Raw genomic sequence first — 15,826 nt, forward strand, 5'->3', positions numbered from 1 at the left:
AAATGAAGACAAACAGGCGGGTCGATTCCCGCGGCGGCTCATGGACAATCCGGGGCTCATGTCCGCTCCGCCGCTCGAAACCCCCGCCCCCCCCAAACCATCCTGGCGCGACACGCTGAAGGTCTACCTCGAGCCGGCCACGCTGCGCATGCTGGCGCTGGGCTTCTCGGCCGGACTGCCGCTGCTGCTGGTGCTGGGCACGCTGAGTTTCCGCCTGCGCGAAGCCGGCATCGACCGCACCACGATCGGCTACCTGAGCTGGGTGGGCCTGGCCTATGGCTTCAAGTGGGTCTGGGCGCCGCTGGTCGACCGGATGCCGCTGCCGCCGCTGACCACGCTGCTCGGCCGGCGCCGCGGCTGGCTGCTGCTGGCGCAGGGCCTGGTGATCGTGGGGCTGGTCGGCATGGCGATGAACGATCCGCGCCACGGCCTCGCCCCACTGGTCTGGTGCGCGTTGCTGGTGGCCTTCGGCTCGGCCACGCAGGACATCGCGCTGGACGCCTTCCGCATCGAATCGGCGGAGACGCGGAAGCAGGCCGCGCTCGCCGCCGCGTATCAGACCGGCTACCGGCTCGCGATGATCTGGGCCGGCGCCGGCGTGCTGTGGGTCGCAGCCTGGGCCGAGGTGGTGCCCGCCGTCGCCGCGGCCGGCGCGGCGGCCTACCAGAACGGCGCCTGGAAAACGGCCTACCTTGTGATGGCCGCCTCGATGGGCGTCGGCGTGCTCACGGTGCTGCTGTCGCCCGAGCCCGTGCGGTTGGTGCTTCCGAAGGCGAAGAACGCGGCCGAGTGGCTGCAGAGCGTGCTGATCGACCCCTTCGCCGACTTCATCCGCCGCTACAGGTGGCAGGCCGCGCTGATCCTCGCGCTGATCGCCATCTACCGCATCAGCGACGTGGTGATGGGCATCATGGCCAATCCGTTCTACGTGGACATGGGCTTCACCAAGGACGAGGTGGCCACGGTCAGCAAGATCTACGGCGTGGTCATGACGCTGGCCGGCGCCTTCGTGGGCGGCGTGCTCTCGATGCGCCTGGGCGTGATGCGCGTGCTGATGCTGGGCGCGGTACTCAGCGCCGCGAGCAACCTGCTGTTCGCCTGGCTGGCCTCGCGCGGGCACGACCTCACGGCGCTCATCGCGGTGGTCTCGGCCGACAACCTGGCCGGCGGCATCGCCTCGGCCGCCTTCATCGCCTACCTGTCGAGCCTGACCAACATCAGCTACTCGGCCACGCAGTACGCCCTGTTCAGCTCGCTGATGCTGCTGCTGCCCAAGTTCATCGCCGGCTACTCGGGCGCCTTCGTCGACGCCTACGGCTACAGCCAGTTCTTCACCGCCACCGCGCTGCTGGGCGTGCCCGTGCTGCTGCTGGTCGCGCTGGCCTCGCGGCTGACGACGACCACAAGCGCCGCCGACCGTCAATAGGGCCGTGGCCCTAGGCTGCACTTATGGGAAACCGCCGACGCGGGCCCGGGCGCTCTGCTGGTAGGCTGCGTGACATTCATTGCGTGAGAATTACGCCTGTCGTCTCACCGACGTTCTTCCGCTTGTCGCAGCCCCAAGAATCATCGTGCTCTCCCGTATTTCCCCTCTACAGATCAGCGCCTACACGGCAACCTCGGCCGTCGGCGTCGGCAAGGCGCCGCTGGCCGAAGCGCTCGAAAACTCGCGCAGCGGCCTGCGTGCCAACGATTTCGGCGATGCGCCGCTGCCCACATGGATCGGCCGCGTCGACGGACTCGAAGACGTCCGCCTGCCCGAGCCGCTGGCCTCGTGGGACTGCCGCAACAACCGGCTCGCCTGGCTGGGCCTGCAGGCCGATGGCTTTCTCGAAGCGGTGGCCGCCGCGCGCGAGAAGTACGGCGCCTCGCGCGTCGCACTGATCCTTGGCACCTCGACCGCCAGCATCGGCGAGACCGAGCTGGCCTACACCCAGCTCGACGGAAACGGCATGTTCCCGCCGGACCAGCGCCGCGCCGCGGTGCACACGCCCCATTCGCTTGCGATGTTCGTGCAGCAGGTGCTGGGCCTGGAAGGGCCGAGCGAGACGATCTCGACCGCCTGCTCGTCGAGCGCCAAGGTGTTCGCCTCGGCCGAACGGCTGATCCGCCTGGGCCTGGCCGACGCGGCGGTCGTGGGCGGGGTGGACACGCTCTGCGGCAGCGTGCTGTTCGGCTTCAACTCGCTGGAACTGGTGTCGACGGAGCCCTGCCGTCCGTTCGATGCCGGCCGCAATGGCATCAGCCTGGGCGAAGCGGCGGGCTTCGCGCTGGTCGAGCGGGTGCAAGGCGGGGCCGATGCGTCGGCGCTGCACCTCCTGGGCTACGGCGAGGCGAGCGATGCGCACCACATGTCGACCCCGCATCCCGAGGGCCTGGGCGCCGAGCGCGCGCTCGACGAGGCACTGGCGCGCGCCGGCCTTCCGCCCGAGGCGATCGACTACATCAACATGCACGGTACCGCGAGCCAGAAGAACGACGAGGTCGAAGGCGCCCTGGTGGCGCGCCGCTTCCCTGCCTCCACGCACGCGAGTTCGACCAAGGGCTTCATGGGCCACACGTTGGGCGCGGCGGGCATCGTCGAGGCGGTGATCAGCCTGCTGGCCATCGAGCGCGGCCTGAAGCCGGGCACGGTGGGCACCCGCACGATCGACGAAGGCTTCGGCCCGCAGATCCGCCTCGCGCCCGCGCACGGCGAGGTGCGCTACGCACTCTCCAACTCCTTCGGTTTCGGCGGCAACAACTGCTCGCTCGTGTTCGGCAAGGCGGCCGCCGCATGAGCACGACAGCCACGCCCCCGATGCCCCCCACCCTCTACATCGAAGGCCCGGCCTTCTGGACGCCCACCCTCCCCGGCTGGGACGCCGCGCGCGCGGCCTTCCGCGGCGAAGGCGCGCTGGCCGATCCGCCCGCCAAGCGGCCGTCGCCGCAGGTGCTGGCCCCGGCCGAGCGCCGCCGCGCGCCCGACACCGTGGCGCTGGCGCTCGAAGTGGCTGCCGCAGCCATGGCGGCCTCGGGCCGCAACGCGGCCGACGTGCCCTGCGTGTTCGCCTCGGCGCACGGCGACCTGTCGATCAACGACTACATGTGCGGCACGCTCGCGAGCGATCCGAAGATGCTCTCGCCCACCAAGTTCCACAACTCGGTGCACAACGCGGCCGTGGGGTACTGGACCATCGGGACGGGCTGCATGGCGGCGAGCAATGCCGTGTCGGCGTACGAATACAGCTTTGCCTCCGGCCTGCTCGAAGCGGCCGTGCAATGCGCGGCCGACCAGGAGCCGGTGCTGCTGGTGGGCTACGACACGCCCACCGTCGGCGCCCTGACATCGGTGACCGACAGCCGCGGCCTGCTCGCGGTGGCCATGGTGATCGCGCCCGTGCGCACCGAGCGCAGCGTGGCCGCGCTGCAGTGGTCGCTGGCCAGCCACGACGCGGCGGCAACCTACACGCCGCTGCGATCGGAAGCAGCAAAGTCGCTGGTGTCCATCAATCCGATGGCGCAGGCGCTCGGCCTGTTCGAATCGCTGGCGCATGTCGAAGGCGGCGACGAACCGGCGCTCCGCCTGCAACTCTCGCCCACCCTGTCACTCAGGCTGCAGTTGCGGCCTCCTCCAAAGGACTGACACCATGACCGACACTGCGCTGGATTCGTTTGACGCAGTGATCATGGGAGGCGGTCTCGCCGGCCTCACGCTGGCAATCCAGCTGAAGCAGCGCTTCGGCGACCTGAAGGTGCTGGTGCTGGAGCGCCGCACGCATCCGGTGCCGCTCGCGGCGCACAAGGTGGGCGAATCGTCGGTCGAAATCGGGGCGCACTACTTCGACACGGTGCTCGGGCTCAAGGCCCACATGGACGAAGCGCAGCTGCGCAAGTTCGGCTTCCGCTTCTTCTTCAGCGAAGGCCGCAGCGACATCGACAACGTCACCGAGATCGGCGCGAGCCGCTACCTGGCGGTGCCCAGCTACCAGATCGACCGGGGCATCTTCGAGAACTTCCTGGCCGAAGAGGCCGCGCGGCACGGTGTGCGCTTCGTCGACAGCGCGCTGGTTCGGCGCATCGACCTGGCCCAGAACCCCGCGGCGCCCCACCGCGTCGAATGGACGCGCGGCGAAGAATCCCACGCCACACAGGCGCGCTGGCTCATCGACGCCTGCGGCCGCGCCGGCATGCTCAAGCGCAAGCTCGGCCTTGCCGAGCCCAACGCGCACGACGTCAATGCGGTGTGGTTCCGCATCGGCGAGCGCATTGCCGTCGACGACTGGAGCGACAGCGCCGACTGGCGCGAACGCTGCAACCCGCAGGCGCGCTGGCTCTCGACCAACCACTTCGTGGGCGCCGGCTACTGGGCCTGGCTGATTCCGCTGGCCTCGGGCTCGCATTCGGTGGGCATCGTGGCCGACCCGGCGCTGCATCCGCTGGACACCATCGACACCTTCGAGAAGGCGATGGCATGGTTCGCCACCTACCAGCCGCGCCTGTACGAGGCGCTGGACGGCAAGCGCCACCTGCTGCAGGACTTTGCGTTCCTCAGGCACTTCTCGCATGGCTGCAAGCAGGTGTTCTCGGGCGAACGCTGGGCGATGACGGGCGAGGCGGGGCTTTTTCTCGACCCCTTCTATTCGCCCGGCAGCGACTTCATCGCGATCGCCAACACCTACATCACCGACCTCGTCGCGCAGGACCGCGCCGGCCGGCCGCTGGAAGCCCGGGCCCAGCTCTACGACCAGCTCTACCACTCGTTCTACGAGAGCACGCTCGCGCTCTACCAGGACCAGTACCCGCTCTTCGGCGACCCGGAGGTGCTGCCGGTGAAGGTGATCTGGGACTACGCGTACTACTGGGGCGTGCTCGCGCAGATCTTCTTCCAGCGGCGCCTGACCGACCTGCCGGCGCTTGGAAGCCTGAAGGACGAACTGCAGCACTGCCAGCGCCTGAATGTCGCGGTGCAGCGGCTGATGCGCGACTGGTCGGCCTCGAGCGACAGGCGCAATCCGGCCGTGATGCTCGACCAGGCTGCGATGCCGTGGTTCGCCGAGCTCAACCGGAGCCTGAAAGACACGCTCGACGATGCCGGGTTCAAGGCCCGCATCCGGGCTTCCACGGCCATGCTGCGGCAGCTGGCTGGCGAAATACTCGGGCGGGCGCGCACTGCCGATCCGGACGTGGACGCCGGCGCCCTGCTGGCGCTTCTCGAAGAAAACCGCGGAAAAACACCCGCGACGGCAGCCCGCGACGCTATGCTTTTCGCAGCACCTCCGGTTGACACCCACGCCTGAGGTTTACCCAACTTTACGGAGCGTTCAAGCCCGCTTGCTCCCTGTGGACGACCATGAAGCGCATGAGCACCCCCCAACTCCTGATGATCGAAGATGACGCCCGCCTGGCGCAGATGGTGGGCGAGTACCTGACGCAGTCGGGTTTCGCCTTCAACCACGCCGGTGACGGCGCGAGCGGCCTCGAACAGCTGCAGCAGCACGCCCCCGACCTCGTGATCCTCGACCTGATGCTGCCCGACACCGACGGGCTCGAAGTCTGCCGCCGCATCCGCGCGCTGCCCGGCCCGATCTCCAAGGTGTCGGTGCTGATGCTGACCGCCAAGGGCGATCCGATGGACCGCATCATCGGCCTGGAAATCGGCGCCGACGACTACCTGCCCAAGCCCTTCGAGCCGCGCGAGCTTCTGGCGCGCATCCGCGCCGTGCTGCGCCGGCGCAGCGAGAACGCCACCGAGAGCGAAGCCTCCACCGTGATGCGCTTCGGCACGCTGGAGATCGACCGCAACGCGCGCACCGTGTCGGTGGCCGGCGCGCTGGCGGACCTCACCTCCTACCAGTTCGACCTCTTGGTCGCGATGGCCGAGCGCGCGGGCCGCGTGCTCACGCGCGACCAGATCATGGAAGCCGTGCGCGGCCGCGAGCTGGAGGCGTTCGACCGCTCGATCGACGTGCACATGGGCCGCATCCGCGCCGCGATAGAAGTCGACGCCAAGAACCCCAAGCGCATCCTCACAGTGCGCGGCGTAGGCTACGTCTTCGCCAAGCAGCAAGACTGAAAAGATGTTCGCCCCCCGGCTTTTCACTCGCTTCGCTCCGTGTCATTCGCCACCCCCCGAGGGGGAGGCGCGGCTCGCCTTGGGGCGGCCCGGCGGCGGCCGCATCGAGCCATGCTGAAAAAACTGTACTCCCGCCACCTCTACGTCCGCATCTGGCTCGCGGTGGTGGGCGGCGTGGTCATCCTCACGCTGATGGCCAACTGGATCGTGCGCGAGGCGGCAGAGGCCGAGCGCGAGCGCCTGGCTCCCGTGCCGCGCAACGTGGTCGTGCTCGATGCGCAGGACCGGACGATCGGCTCGGGCACCGCGCTGCGCGTGCCGGGCCAGGGACTGGAGTTCGACGTGACGCTGAGCGACGGCAAGGCCATCACGCTGCGCGTGGCGCCGCGCGAGCGCCCCACCGGCACCGGCGGCTTCGCGCCGTGGCGCACGCCGTTCGGGCTGGGCTGGATGATCGCGCTGGTGGGCGTGGCAGTGGCATTGGGCGTCTACCCCATCGTGCGGCGCATCACGCAACGGCTGGAATCGCTGCAGCGCGGCGTGCAGCGATGGGGCGAGGGCGATCTCTCGGTGCGCGTGACCGAAGAAGGGCAGGACGAAGTGGCTGATCTCTCCAAACGATTCAACGCGTCGGCCGAACGCATCGAGCAGCTGGTGCGCTCGCACAAGTCGCTGCTGGCCAACGCATCGCACGAGCTGCGCTCGCCGCTCACCCGCATCCGCATGGGGCTGGAGCTGATGGGCGAGCACCCGAGCCAGAAAGCACGCGAGGAAATCTCGCGCAACATCGGCGAGCTCGACCAGTTGATCGACGAGATCCTGCTGGCCAGCCGCCTGGATGCGAGCGAGGCCGACATGGGCACCATCGAGGCCGTCGACCTGACGGGCCTGGCCGCCGAGGAGTGCTCCCAAGTGAACGCCGAGCTCGACCTCGCCGAGGGCACCGACAACGCGGCGCTCACCGTGCCCGGCGTGTCGCGCTTGCTGCGCCGCGCGATCCGCAACCTGCTGGAAAACGCCCGCCGCTACGGCGCCGGCAGCATCAGCGTGGAACTGGGCAGCGCCAACGGCTTTGCCACCGTGCGCGTGAACGACCGCGGCCCCGGCGTACCGCCCGCCCTGCGCGAACGCATCTTCGAGCCCTTCTACCGCCTGCCCGGGGCCAGCGAGCGCAATGGCGGCGTCGGCCTGGGGCTGGCACTGGTGAAGTCGATTGCCGAGCGACACGGCGGCACCGTGCGCTGCGAGGACGCGCCCGAAGGCGGGGCCAGCTTCGTGATCCGCCTGCCGGTCGCAGCTCCCGCGCACTGACAACCGATCCCATTCGCGGGACGCCGCGGAACCGGCTTCGCCGGGCCGCAGGCGTCGCCCGGCGAGGGGGAAGGAGAAGCGACACGAAGTGCGCGAAGCCTGGGGGAGTGCCAAGCCAGTCAGGTTGGGCGCTGCAGGCCCCACCTAAAATCCCGCACCTATGCAGAGATCGCACATCGTTCGGCCCGCGGCCATGTTCTGGGGGCTGGTGGTGTTCATGCCGGTCGGCGTCACCTACCTTTCCGCGCTGCTGTTGCTCGCCACCATGGGCCTCGCCGGCGGATACGCCGAACGCTTCGCGCGCCTGCGCGCCAACCCGCTGTGGTGGCCGGTGGTCGCTTACCTGGCCTGGACTCTTCTCGTGCTCGCCTTCGGGCCGCACTACCCGGAAACCGGCTCCAACCTCTTCCATGGCCTGCGCATCGGCCTCACGATCCTGATGGCGATGGCGCTCACGCGCGAGGAAGCGATCTGGGCGCTGCGCGGCTTTCTGCTGATCGCGGCACTGAACATCGTGCTGATCGTTCTCCACTATGCCATCGGCTTTCCGATCTGGTCGCCGCTGCGCGCGGTGGTGATGGAGGTGGGCAACAAATCGATCAGCAACGCGCTGCTGTTCAGCGTGGTGGCCTCGACGGCCGCCGTGTGGGGCATCGCGCAGATCGCTGCTCACAAGCCGCTGCGCGCCATTCCGGCCTTCGTGCTGATGCTTGGGCTGGGCTTCGTGGTCGCGCTGCCGCTGACCTCGCGCACCTCGGTGCTCGCGCTGCTGCTGGTGATTCCGGTGGTGTGCATCCACCAGTGGCGCAACCACCTGAAGATGCTGGTGAGTGCGCTGGTGCTGGGCACCGTGGTGCTCGGAGCCGGGCTCTACCAGCTGCCGCAGCTGCAGCAGAAGGTCGAGACCGGCGTGCAGGAAATCGAGGAGGCGCAGGCCGGTGCCGTCTTCAAGGGCAGCTGGGTCATCCGCTACTACATGTACCGCGACACGGGCCGCATGATCGCCGACCGGCCGCTCACCGGCTGGGGCATCGGCGGCTGGACCAGCCAGTGGCACAAGCGCGGACCGGCGATGTTCGCGGACTCGAACATGCCGCACAACGACTTTCTCTGGGTGGGTTCGCAGGGCGGCCTGCCCGCGCTGCTGAGCCTGCTGGTGATCATGGTGGCCGCCGTGTGGCAGGCGTGGAAACGCCCCGATATTGCGGGCCGCTTTGCCTTGGCCGCAACGCTGATCGCGCTGATCGCATCGAGCGTGAACTCGGCCATGCGCGATGCGCAGATCGGGCTTGCGCTGCTCTGGATCGCGATGGTGTACCTGAGGCTCGCGCAGGAAAAGAACGACCCCGCGCCGTGGCGCGACCTGTGGCCGGGCCGGCGCATCGAGCCTTCGCCCTCGCCTGCTGCCCCGGCGAACTGATTCAGTTGTTCTTGTTGCGCCGGACCTCGGCCGCCGCATGCTGCTTGCCGGCAAAGCCGACGAAGAACCAGATCACCAGCGTGTGCAGCACGCCGACGAAAAGCAGCACCAGCAAAGCCGGTCCCAGCGACAGGCGCGCCGCGCCGGCGAACAGTACGACCGCCACCGTCAAGGCCGCCTGCATCGCCATGTCGATGGCGAGCATGCCCAGGATGGCGCGCTTCTTCTCCTCGGATGTGAAGTAGCGGCCGTTCTTCTTGGCGAAGTCCATGCACACCCACGTCACCGTGCCGAGCAAGGCGGCCACGTTGCCGCCCGTGCTCGAACTGGCACCCGCCAGGCTCAGCGCGACGCCGACGACGACCAGCAGCACCACGTAGGCTGCGGCAAAGCGCCACAGCAGGCCGCGAAGCGTCACCTCAGGTCAGGCAGGCCGACTCAGTGGCGCGCCGAGACGGCTTCGCCGGCCTTCAGCCGGTACACCGTGCCGCAGTACGGGCACTTGGCTTCGCCGGTGCGCGCCACGTCCAGGTAGACCTTGGGGTGGCTGTTCCAGAGCTTCATGTCGGCCTTGGGGCTGGGGCAGAACACGCCGCCCTGGTGGTTGAGCTCCTTGGCCAGGAGTTCGACGACTGCATTGGTAGACATGGTTTCTCAGACTTTGGTGAGCCAGTGGGCGTACTTGGGATTCTTGCCGTTCACGATGTCGAAGAAGGCAGACTGGATCTTCTCGGTGACCGGGCCGCGCGAGCCGCCGTCGCCACGGTTGCCGATCTCGATGCGGTCGAGTTCGCGGATGGGTGTCACTTCGGCGGCGGTGCCGGTGAAGAAGGCTTCATCGGAGACGTAGACCTCATCGCGCGTGATGCGCTTTTGCACGAGTTCGATGCCGAGGTCCTTGCAGATGTGCAGGATCGTGTTGCGGGTGATGCCGTTGAGCGCGCCGGCCGACAGGTCGGGCGTGTAGACCACGCCGCCCTTGACCACGAAGATGTTCTCGCCCGCGCCTTCGGAGACGAAACCGCTCGCGTCGAGCAGCAGCGCTTCGTCGTAGCCGTCGTCCAGCGCTTCCATGTTGGCCAGGATCGAGTTCGTGTAGTTGCTCACCGACTTGGCCTGCGTCATCGTGATGTTGACGTGGTGGCGGGTGTAGCTGGAGGTCTTCACGCGGATGCCGCGGCGCATGCCTTCTTCGCCGAGGTAGGCGCCCCAGGACCAGGCCGCGACCATGGCGTGGATCTTGTTGCCCTTGGGGCTCACGCCGAGCTTTTCGGAGCCGATCCAGATGAGGGGGCGCAGGTAGCAGCTTTCGAGCTTGTTCTCGCGCACGACCTGCTTCTGGGCTTCGTTCAGTTGCTCCTGCGAGAACGGGATCTTCATGCGCAGGATCTTGGCGCTGTTGAACAGGCGCTCGGTGTGCTCGGCCAGGCGGAAGATCGCCGTGCTGCCGTCCGCCGTCTTGTAGGCGCGCACGCCCTCGAAGGCGCCGCAGCCGTAGTGCAGCGTGTGGCTCAGCACGTGGATCTTGGCGTCGCGCCAGTCCACGAGTTCGCCGTCCATCCAGATCTTGCCGTCACGGTCGTCCAGCGAGGGGGGGATCGAGCTCATTTCCTGATTCCTTTGGGGAGCGGTGTGGGGGTGCGACAGGGGCCGTCGCAAAAGCTTTCGATTTTACGGTGGCGGCCGGAACGGGGTGCCCGACAATGCCTGGTTGTCCAAACCAGTGGAAAAAAGGGTTTCCGTGTCCGTATTCAAGAACGTCATCGTCTATCGCATCGAACCTGCCTGGTCCCAATCACTGGCCGAGGCAGAAGAGGGGCTGGGCAAGCACCGCTTCGAGCCCTGCGGCCCCTCGCAGGAAAAGTCCGCCGGCTGGGCCGAGCCCCGCGGCGAGGCCAACGGCCCGCTGGTCGAATCCATCGACGGCCAGTGGCTCGTCGAATACATGATCGAGAGCAAGCAGGTCCCCGGCTCCGTGGTGCGCCGCAAGCTCGACGAACGCTGCGCGCAGATCGAGGCCACCACCGGCCGCAAGCCCGGCAAGAAGGAAAAGAAGGAGCTCAAGGAAGACATCACCCTGGAGCTGCTGCCGATGGCCTTCACCCGCAGCGCGCGCGTAGCGGTGTGGATCGACAAGGCCGAGAACCGCCTCGTGATCAACAGCGGCAACGCCTCGCGCGCCGACGAAGTGGTCACCAGCCTGGTGAAGTCGCTCGACGGCTTTGCGGTGTCGCTGATCAACACGCAGATCGAGCCGGCCGCCGCCATGGCCAACTGGCTGCTGACCCAGGAGCCGCCGGCCGGCTTCACCATCGACCGCGAGTGCGAGCTCAAGGCCTCGGACGATTCGAAGGCCGTGGTGCGCTACGCCAAGCACCCGCTGGACATCGAGGAAGTGCAAAAGCACATCACCGACGGCAAGCGGCCCACGCGTCTTGCGCTCACCTGGGACGACCGCGTGTCGTTCGAGCTCACGCACGGCATGCTGATCCGCAAGATCGTGTTCCTCGAAGGCACGGGCGACGGCGCGGCGGGCGGCAAGAAGGAAGACAACTACGACGCCGACGTGGCGATCGCCACCGGCGAACTCGGCCAGCTGGTGCCGGCGTTGCTCGATGCGTTGGGTGGCGAGGCAGCGTTCGGCGCGGCACCGGCGGACGAAGCACCGAAGCCCGCCGCCAAGGCAGCAGCGCCCGCCACCACGACCCCGGCTGATGCCGCCGAGGAAGAAGACGCGCCGTTTTAAGTCAAGGCGCTCCGAAGACTTGAAGAAACCGTAGCGAGCAGCCCGAGCTTGCGTCGAGGACCGGAACCGTACTCGCGTACGGTGAGGACCGCAGATGCGAGATCGGGTTGCGCAGTAGGTTCATTCATGTCTTCACCAGGTAGGTCTGCGCCAGGCGCACCCAGCAGGCAGCGCCCAAAGGCAGCACCTGGTCGTTGAAGTCGTAGCCGGGGTTGTGCACCATGCAGCCGCCGAACTGGCCCTCCCCGTTGCCGAGCAGCAGGTAGCAGCCCGGCAACTCGGCGAGCATCCAGGCGAAGTCCTCGCTGCCCGCAAAGCCCTTCGGCGCTTCGGTGAGCACCTGCTCCGCGCCGACGAGCTCGGCGCAGACCTGCTCTATCAGCCGGCACTCGGCCGCGGTGTTGACCACCGGCGGTACGAGCTGGCGGTAATCGATCTCGGCCTCCACGCCATGGGCCTGCGCCGTGAGGTTCACGATCTCGCGGATGCGCGCTTCCACCACTGCGCGCGTCTCGGGCCGTGCCGCCCGCACGTTCAGGCCGAGCGCCACCGATTGCGGAATCACGTTGTGCGTCGCACCGCCGCGGATGAAGCCGACCGACACGACGGCCGTGTCGCCCGGCGTCACGTTGCGCGCCACCACGGTCTGCAGGGCCGTGACCACCGCGGCGGCGGCGGGCACGGGATCGCGCGAGAGATGCGGCATGGCGCCATGTCCGCCGACGCCCTTGATCGTGACGTCGGCCACGTCCGAAGACAGCGTGACCGGCCCCTCGATCACCAGAAAGCTGCCGACCGGCACGCCCGGCGCGTTGTGCAGCGCGTAGACGGCATCGCAGGGAAAGCGCTCGAAGAGGCCGTCCTCGATCATTGCGCGCGCGCCGCAGAGGTTCTCTTCGTCGGGCTGGAAGATCAGGTTCAGCGTGCCGTCGAAATCGCGGCGCTTCGCGAGCGCCTTGGCGGCCGCGAGCAGGATGGCCGTGTGGCCGTCGTGGCCGCAGGCATGCATGCGGCCATGGGTCTTGCTCGCATACGGCAGGCCCGTCGCCTCGACGATGGGCAGCGCGTCCATGTCGGCGCGGATGCCCAGCCGCCGCGTGCCGCTGCCCACCTTGAGCTGGGCCACGATGCCGGTCTTGCCGATGCCCGTGTGCACCTGGTAGCCCCATTCGCGCAGCAGGTTGGCGACCAGCTCGCCGGTTGCATTCACCTCGAAGCCGAGCTCGGGGTTGGCGTGGATCTGGCGGCGGATGTCGACGAAAGCCTGGGTGTCGACATCGGCCTGCGGCAGCAAGCGGGACAGGAGGCGGGTGGTCTGGGGACTGAGTTCGCGGGTCATGGATGGCGCTGTCTGTTGTTCTTCGATGTTGCGGGGGGGGAAATCTCAGTCGGCCCTGCGTACACGCAGGCTCACGACCGCACAGATGCTCAACACGCCGCAGGCCATCATGTAGAAGGCCGGCGACATCGGGTTGCCGGTCGTGGCGAGCAGCCAGGTCACGATGAATTGGGAGGAGCCGCCGAACACCGTCACGCCGACGCTGTAGACCACCGAGATGCCGCTCGCGCGCACCCCGATCGGCAGCATCTCCAGCAGCATCAGGAACAGGGGCGTGGTGCCGAGGTTCACGATCGCCGTCAGCAGCACCGACAGGCACAGCACCAGCGGCACGCTCGGGTAGTGGTTGATGAGCCAGAACGCCGGATACACCGCCAGCACGCCGAGCACCAGCGAGCCGATCACCAGCGGCTTGCGGTTCGGCAGCCTGTCGGCCAGCCGCCCCGCCAAGAGCGCCACCGCGAACATCGTGATGCCGGTGGCGCAGCCCGACAGCAGCGACAGCGACGGCGGCATGTGCAGCACGCGAATCATGTAGGTCGGCATGAAGAACACGACCAGGTACATGGCGGCCGTGCCCGCCGTGGTGGCGAAGATGCCCTTGAGCACCGTGCCGCCGTGCTCGCGCAGCAGCCGGCCCATGGGGCTGGATTCGTGGCGGCTGGCCTGGTGCGTTTCCTCCAGGTTGGCGCGGATGTAGAGGCCCACCGGCGCGATCAGCAGGCCGAACAGGAAGGGCAGGCGCCAGCCCCAGCTCTCGAGCGAGGCCTGCGGCAGCGCGGCATACAGCGCGGCACCGGTGAGCGCACCCAGCACCGCCGCCACGCCCTGGCTCGCGAGCTGCCAGCTCACGCGAAAGCCGCGGCCCCGGATGCCGCCCGATTCCATCAGCATCGAGGTGGCGGCGCCCACCTCGCCGCCGAGCGAAAAGCCCTGCAAGAGGCGCCCCGCCAGGATCATCAGCGAGCCGAACACGCCGGCCGAGGCGTAAGTGGGCGCGAGCGCGATGCACAGCGTGCCGGCCACCATGAGGCCGATGGTGAGCGTCAATGCGGCCTTGCGCCCGTTGCGGTCGGCGTAGTTGCCGATGATCACGCCGCCCAGCGGCCGCATCACGAAGCCGATGCCGAAGGTGGCCACGGCCAGCAGCAGCGAACCGTACGGGCTGTCCGAGGGGAAGAACAGCTTGCCGATCAGGAGCGCGAAGAAGCTGTAGACGGTGAAGTCGTACATCTCCAGCGCATTGCCCAGCGAGCAGGCGGCGATCAGGCGGAACTGGCTCTGCTTGCCCTCGACCTGCACGGTCTCGGCAGGGGAAGACGGCGCAGCGGCCGCCGGGGGAACGCCCCCCATCTGGCTTGCGGGCAAAGCGGCTTCACTCATCGAATCGACTCCACGAACAGGACAGCCGCGGAGTATTCAGGCAAAGCGCGCCAGCGCAGAATCACATATTTTCATGCTGATAACCAAATGGAATCCCCACGGGATTCCCCCGGGATCAAGGAGGCACGATGAAGCTGCAACAACTGCGCGTTCTCCTGGCGGTCGCCCAGAACGGAAGCATCCATGAGGCCGCGCGCAGCCTGCACATCACACAGCCGGCGCTGTCCAAGACGATTGCCGAACTGGAACGCGAACTCGGCGTGACGCTGATGCTGCGCACCACGCGCGGCGTGAACCTCACGGCTTATGGCACGGCGCTGGTCAAGCGCGCGAGCCTGGTCGAGCAGGAGCTGCGGCACGCGCTCGAGGACATCGAGGCGATTCGCGGGCACGACGAGGCGCAGCTCAACATCGGCTTCACCGCCGTGGCCTCGGGCGGGCCGCTGCCCAATACGATGGCATCGTTCAGGCAGCGCTTTCCCAACGTGGCGCTGCGCGCCTACGAGCAGCGGCCGCAGCAGCTCTTCGAAGGGCTGCGCGAAGGCCGGCTCGACCTGGCGCTGGTCTCGACCTGCAACGGTCCGGGCACCAACGTCTTTCAGTGGGAGCCGTTGTTCTCGCTGTCGATGCACGTGGCGGTGCGCACCGGCCATCCGCTGCGGCGGGTGCGCAAGCTGCGCACGTTGCTGGAGGCCGACTGGCTGGTGCTGGACCCCATCGACGAGCCCGGCAGTCCGCTGGTGTCGACGATGCGCGTGAACGGGCTGGAGATGCCCAAACGCATGGTGCAGAGCGCGTCGAACCTGCTGGGCCTGCAGCTGGCCACGCAGACCGACCTCGTCAGCATGTGGTCGGACACCGTGTTCCACGACGCTGGCGCGGTGCGGATGCAGCCCGGCCTGCTGGAGCGCCTGCCGATCACCGACGAGGTGCCGGACTTCGATGTCTACCTGGTCTACCGCTCGGCCGACCTCATGACCCACATGTGCGCGGAGTTCGCCAAGGAAGTGCGTCACCACGCGAAGGTGAATCCGCTGTGGCGCCGGCCGCGCCGCAAGGCCGGCGCGGATTCGGATTAGCTGGTCGGTGTTTCTTCTTCGGGAGCGGCTTCGGGGCGGGTCATTTCCCAGCTCTGCAGCTTGCCGCCGTTGAACACCGCATCGACGTACGAGCCACCTGTGTCGGTCCAGCGATAGAGCTCGGGCTGCGTGTCCGCGGGGGAGCGCAGCTCGCCGAGCGCACGTGTCATGGCGATGACGTGCATCAGGGTCACGCCCTGCTTGAGCTTGGCATTGAGCATCACCGCGCTGGCGACATAGCCCACCGGGCGGTCGGCCGCCCGCTTGAGCACCTGCATCGCGCGGTTGAAGTGCAGCAGCAGGAACATCACGATCACGCCGCCAGCCAGTGCGACGCCGGCCCAGCCGTAGCTGCGCCAGGCCAGGCCGAGAAGAACGATGCCGCCTACGGGCACCAGCAATTTCTGGAAATTCATGGCGCGCATTGTCGCCGCCCCGTTGTTGGCGCCTTGCCAGGTCATTCGAAAGTTCGCATCTGGATCGAGGGCGCCAT

The 15,826-nt window shown here is 68.0% G+C and carries 15 protein-coding genes; 9 read left to right on the top strand and 6 right to left on the bottom strand.

The features are described 5' to 3' along the window. Positions 1-40: 40 nt before the first annotated feature. The 7 genes from J2W23_RS16405 to J2W23_RS16435 all read left to right on the top strand — a co-directional run bounded on the left by J2W23_RS16405 (position 41) and on the right by J2W23_RS16435 (position 8,786). On the top strand, positions 41-1,426 hold the full coding sequence (locus J2W23_RS16405) for an AmpG family muropeptide MFS transporter (RefSeq protein WP_307649474.1): 1,386 nt from the start codon (positions 41-43) through the stop codon (positions 1,424-1,426). Positions 1,427-1,571: 145 nt separating this feature from the next. Further along, on the top strand, positions 1,572-2,780 hold the full coding sequence (locus tag J2W23_RS16410; RefSeq protein ID WP_307649475.1) for a beta-ketoacyl-[acyl-carrier-protein] synthase family protein: 1,209 nt from the start codon (positions 1,572-1,574) through the stop codon (positions 2,778-2,780). After that, positions 2,777-3,625 (top strand): beta-ketoacyl synthase chain length factor, encoded by an 849-nt coding sequence (locus J2W23_RS16415; protein ID WP_176660618.1) that lies wholly within the window; start codon positions 2,777-2,779, stop codon positions 3,623-3,625. The genes J2W23_RS16410 and J2W23_RS16415 overlap by 4 nt, the downstream gene beginning before the upstream one ends. A 4-nt stretch (positions 3,626-3,629) precedes the next feature. After that, positions 3,630-5,279 carry an NAD(P)/FAD-dependent oxidoreductase gene (locus tag J2W23_RS16420; protein WP_307649476.1) on the top strand — a complete coding sequence of 550 codons (1,650 nt, stop codon included), beginning with the start codon at positions 3,630-3,632 and terminating at the stop codon, positions 5,277-5,279. Positions 5,280-5,332: 53 nt separating this feature from the next. Continuing rightward, entirely contained in the window at positions 5,333-6,055 is a 723-nt protein-coding gene (locus tag J2W23_RS16425; RefSeq protein WP_013538733.1) for a response regulator transcription factor, read from the top strand. A gap of 111 nt (positions 6,056-6,166) precedes the next feature. Beyond that, the gene (locus J2W23_RS16430; RefSeq protein ID WP_176660616.1) at positions 6,167-7,366 is read left to right on the top strand and encodes an ATP-binding protein; all 1,200 of its coding nucleotides are present in this window, start codon (positions 6,167-6,169) and stop codon (positions 7,364-7,366) included. Positions 7,367-7,526: 160 nt separating this feature from the next. Then, a complete protein-coding gene (locus tag J2W23_RS16435) occupies positions 7,527-8,786 on the top strand; it encodes an O-antigen ligase family protein (protein WP_307649477.1) in 1,260 nt (419 codons plus the stop codon). Position 8,787: 1 nt separating this feature from the next. Here the strand turns inward: J2W23_RS16435 and J2W23_RS16440 are convergent, their stop codons facing one another. The 3 genes from J2W23_RS16440 to J2W23_RS16450 are packed head-to-tail and all read right to left on the bottom strand — an operon-like array spanning position 8,788 to position 10,394. Then, entirely contained in the window at positions 8,788-9,204 is a 417-nt protein-coding gene (locus tag J2W23_RS16440; protein WP_307649478.1) for an ABZJ_00895 family protein, read from the bottom strand. A 20-nt stretch (positions 9,205-9,224) separates the two neighbouring features. Next, positions 9,225-9,434: a zinc-finger domain-containing protein gene (locus J2W23_RS16445; protein ID WP_013538728.1), complete on the bottom strand. Its 210-nt coding sequence runs from the start codon at positions 9,432-9,434 to the stop codon at positions 9,225-9,227. A 6-nt stretch (positions 9,435-9,440) separates the two neighbouring features. After that, a complete protein-coding gene (locus J2W23_RS16450; RefSeq protein WP_176660613.1) occupies positions 9,441-10,394 on the bottom strand; it encodes a branched-chain amino acid transaminase in 954 nt (317 codons plus the stop codon). Between the two features lie 133 nt (positions 10,395-10,527). On the opposite strand from J2W23_RS16450, the gene J2W23_RS16455 reads away from it, so the two are divergent. Next, the gene (locus J2W23_RS16455; protein WP_176660612.1) at positions 10,528-11,532 is read left to right on the top strand and encodes a recombination-associated protein RdgC; all 1,005 of its coding nucleotides are present in this window, start codon (positions 10,528-10,530) and stop codon (positions 11,530-11,532) included. A 124-nt stretch (positions 11,533-11,656) separates the two neighbouring features. Here J2W23_RS16455 and J2W23_RS16460 read toward each other — a convergent pair whose 3' ends face one another. Further along, positions 11,657-12,871, bottom strand: a complete 1,215-nt coding sequence (locus tag J2W23_RS16460) for a M20 aminoacylase family protein (protein WP_307649479.1) — start codon at positions 12,869-12,871, stop codon at positions 11,657-11,659. Positions 12,872-12,916: 45 nt separating this feature from the next. Further along, entirely contained in the window at positions 12,917-14,254 is a 1,338-nt protein-coding gene (locus J2W23_RS16465) for an MFS transporter (RefSeq protein ID WP_307649480.1), read from the bottom strand. 128 nt (positions 14,255-14,382) lie between these two features. Between J2W23_RS16465 and J2W23_RS16470 the strand changes: the two genes are divergently transcribed. Beyond that, positions 14,383-15,333: a LysR family transcriptional regulator gene (locus J2W23_RS16470; RefSeq protein ID WP_176660609.1), complete on the top strand. Its 951-nt coding sequence runs from the start codon at positions 14,383-14,385 to the stop codon at positions 15,331-15,333. Here J2W23_RS16470 and J2W23_RS16475 read toward each other — a convergent pair. Beyond that, positions 15,330-15,758: a glycerate kinase gene (locus J2W23_RS16475; RefSeq protein WP_176660943.1), complete on the bottom strand. Its 429-nt coding sequence runs from the start codon at positions 15,756-15,758 to the stop codon at positions 15,330-15,332. The two genes, J2W23_RS16470 and J2W23_RS16475, sit on opposite strands and share 4 nt — an antisense overlap. Positions 15,759-15,826 lie beyond the last annotated feature (68 nt).

This window comes from Variovorax boronicumulans (genome assembly GCF_030812215.1).
GTDB lineage: Bacteria > Pseudomonadota > Gammaproteobacteria > Burkholderiales > Burkholderiaceae_C > Variovorax > Variovorax boronicumulans_C.

Bases quoted from the DNA above. Each gene is read 5' to 3' on its own strand.
- J2W23_RS16405 (WP_307649474.1), top strand. From the start codon at position 41: ATGGACAATCCGGGGCTCATGTCCGCTCCGCCGCTCGAAACCCCCGCC.
- J2W23_RS16415 (WP_176660618.1), top strand. From the start codon at position 2,777: ATGAGCACGACAGCCACGCCCCCGATGCCCCCCACCCTCTACATCGAA.
- J2W23_RS16420 (WP_307649476.1), top strand. From the start codon at position 3,630: ATGACCGACACTGCGCTGGATTCGTTTGACGCAGTGATCATGGGAGGC.
- J2W23_RS16425 (WP_013538733.1), top strand. From the start codon at position 5,333: ATGAAGCGCATGAGCACCCCCCAACTCCTGATGATCGAAGATGACGCC.
- J2W23_RS16430 (WP_176660616.1), top strand. From the start codon at position 6,167: ATGCTGAAAAAACTGTACTCCCGCCACCTCTACGTCCGCATCTGGCTC.
- J2W23_RS16435 (WP_307649477.1), top strand. From the start codon at position 7,527: ATGCAGAGATCGCACATCGTTCGGCCCGCGGCCATGTTCTGGGGGCTG.
- J2W23_RS16445 (WP_013538728.1), bottom strand. From the start codon at position 9,434: ATGTCTACCAATGCAGTCGTCGAACTCCTGGCCAAGGAGCTCAACCAC.
- J2W23_RS16450 (WP_176660613.1), bottom strand. From the start codon at position 10,394: ATGAGCTCGATCCCCCCCTCGCTGGACGACCGTGACGGCAAGATCTGG.
- J2W23_RS16460 (WP_307649479.1), bottom strand. From the start codon at position 12,871: ATGACCCGCGAACTCAGTCCCCAGACCACCCGCCTCCTGTCCCGCTTG.
- J2W23_RS16465 (WP_307649480.1), bottom strand. From the start codon at position 14,254: ATGAGTGAAGCCGCTTTGCCCGCAAGCCAGATGGGGGGCGTTCCCCCG.
- J2W23_RS16470 (WP_176660609.1), top strand. From the start codon at position 14,383: ATGAAGCTGCAACAACTGCGCGTTCTCCTGGCGGTCGCCCAGAACGGA.
- J2W23_RS16475 (WP_176660943.1), bottom strand. From the start codon at position 15,758: ATGCGCGCCATGAATTTCCAGAAATTGCTGGTGCCCGTAGGCGGCATC.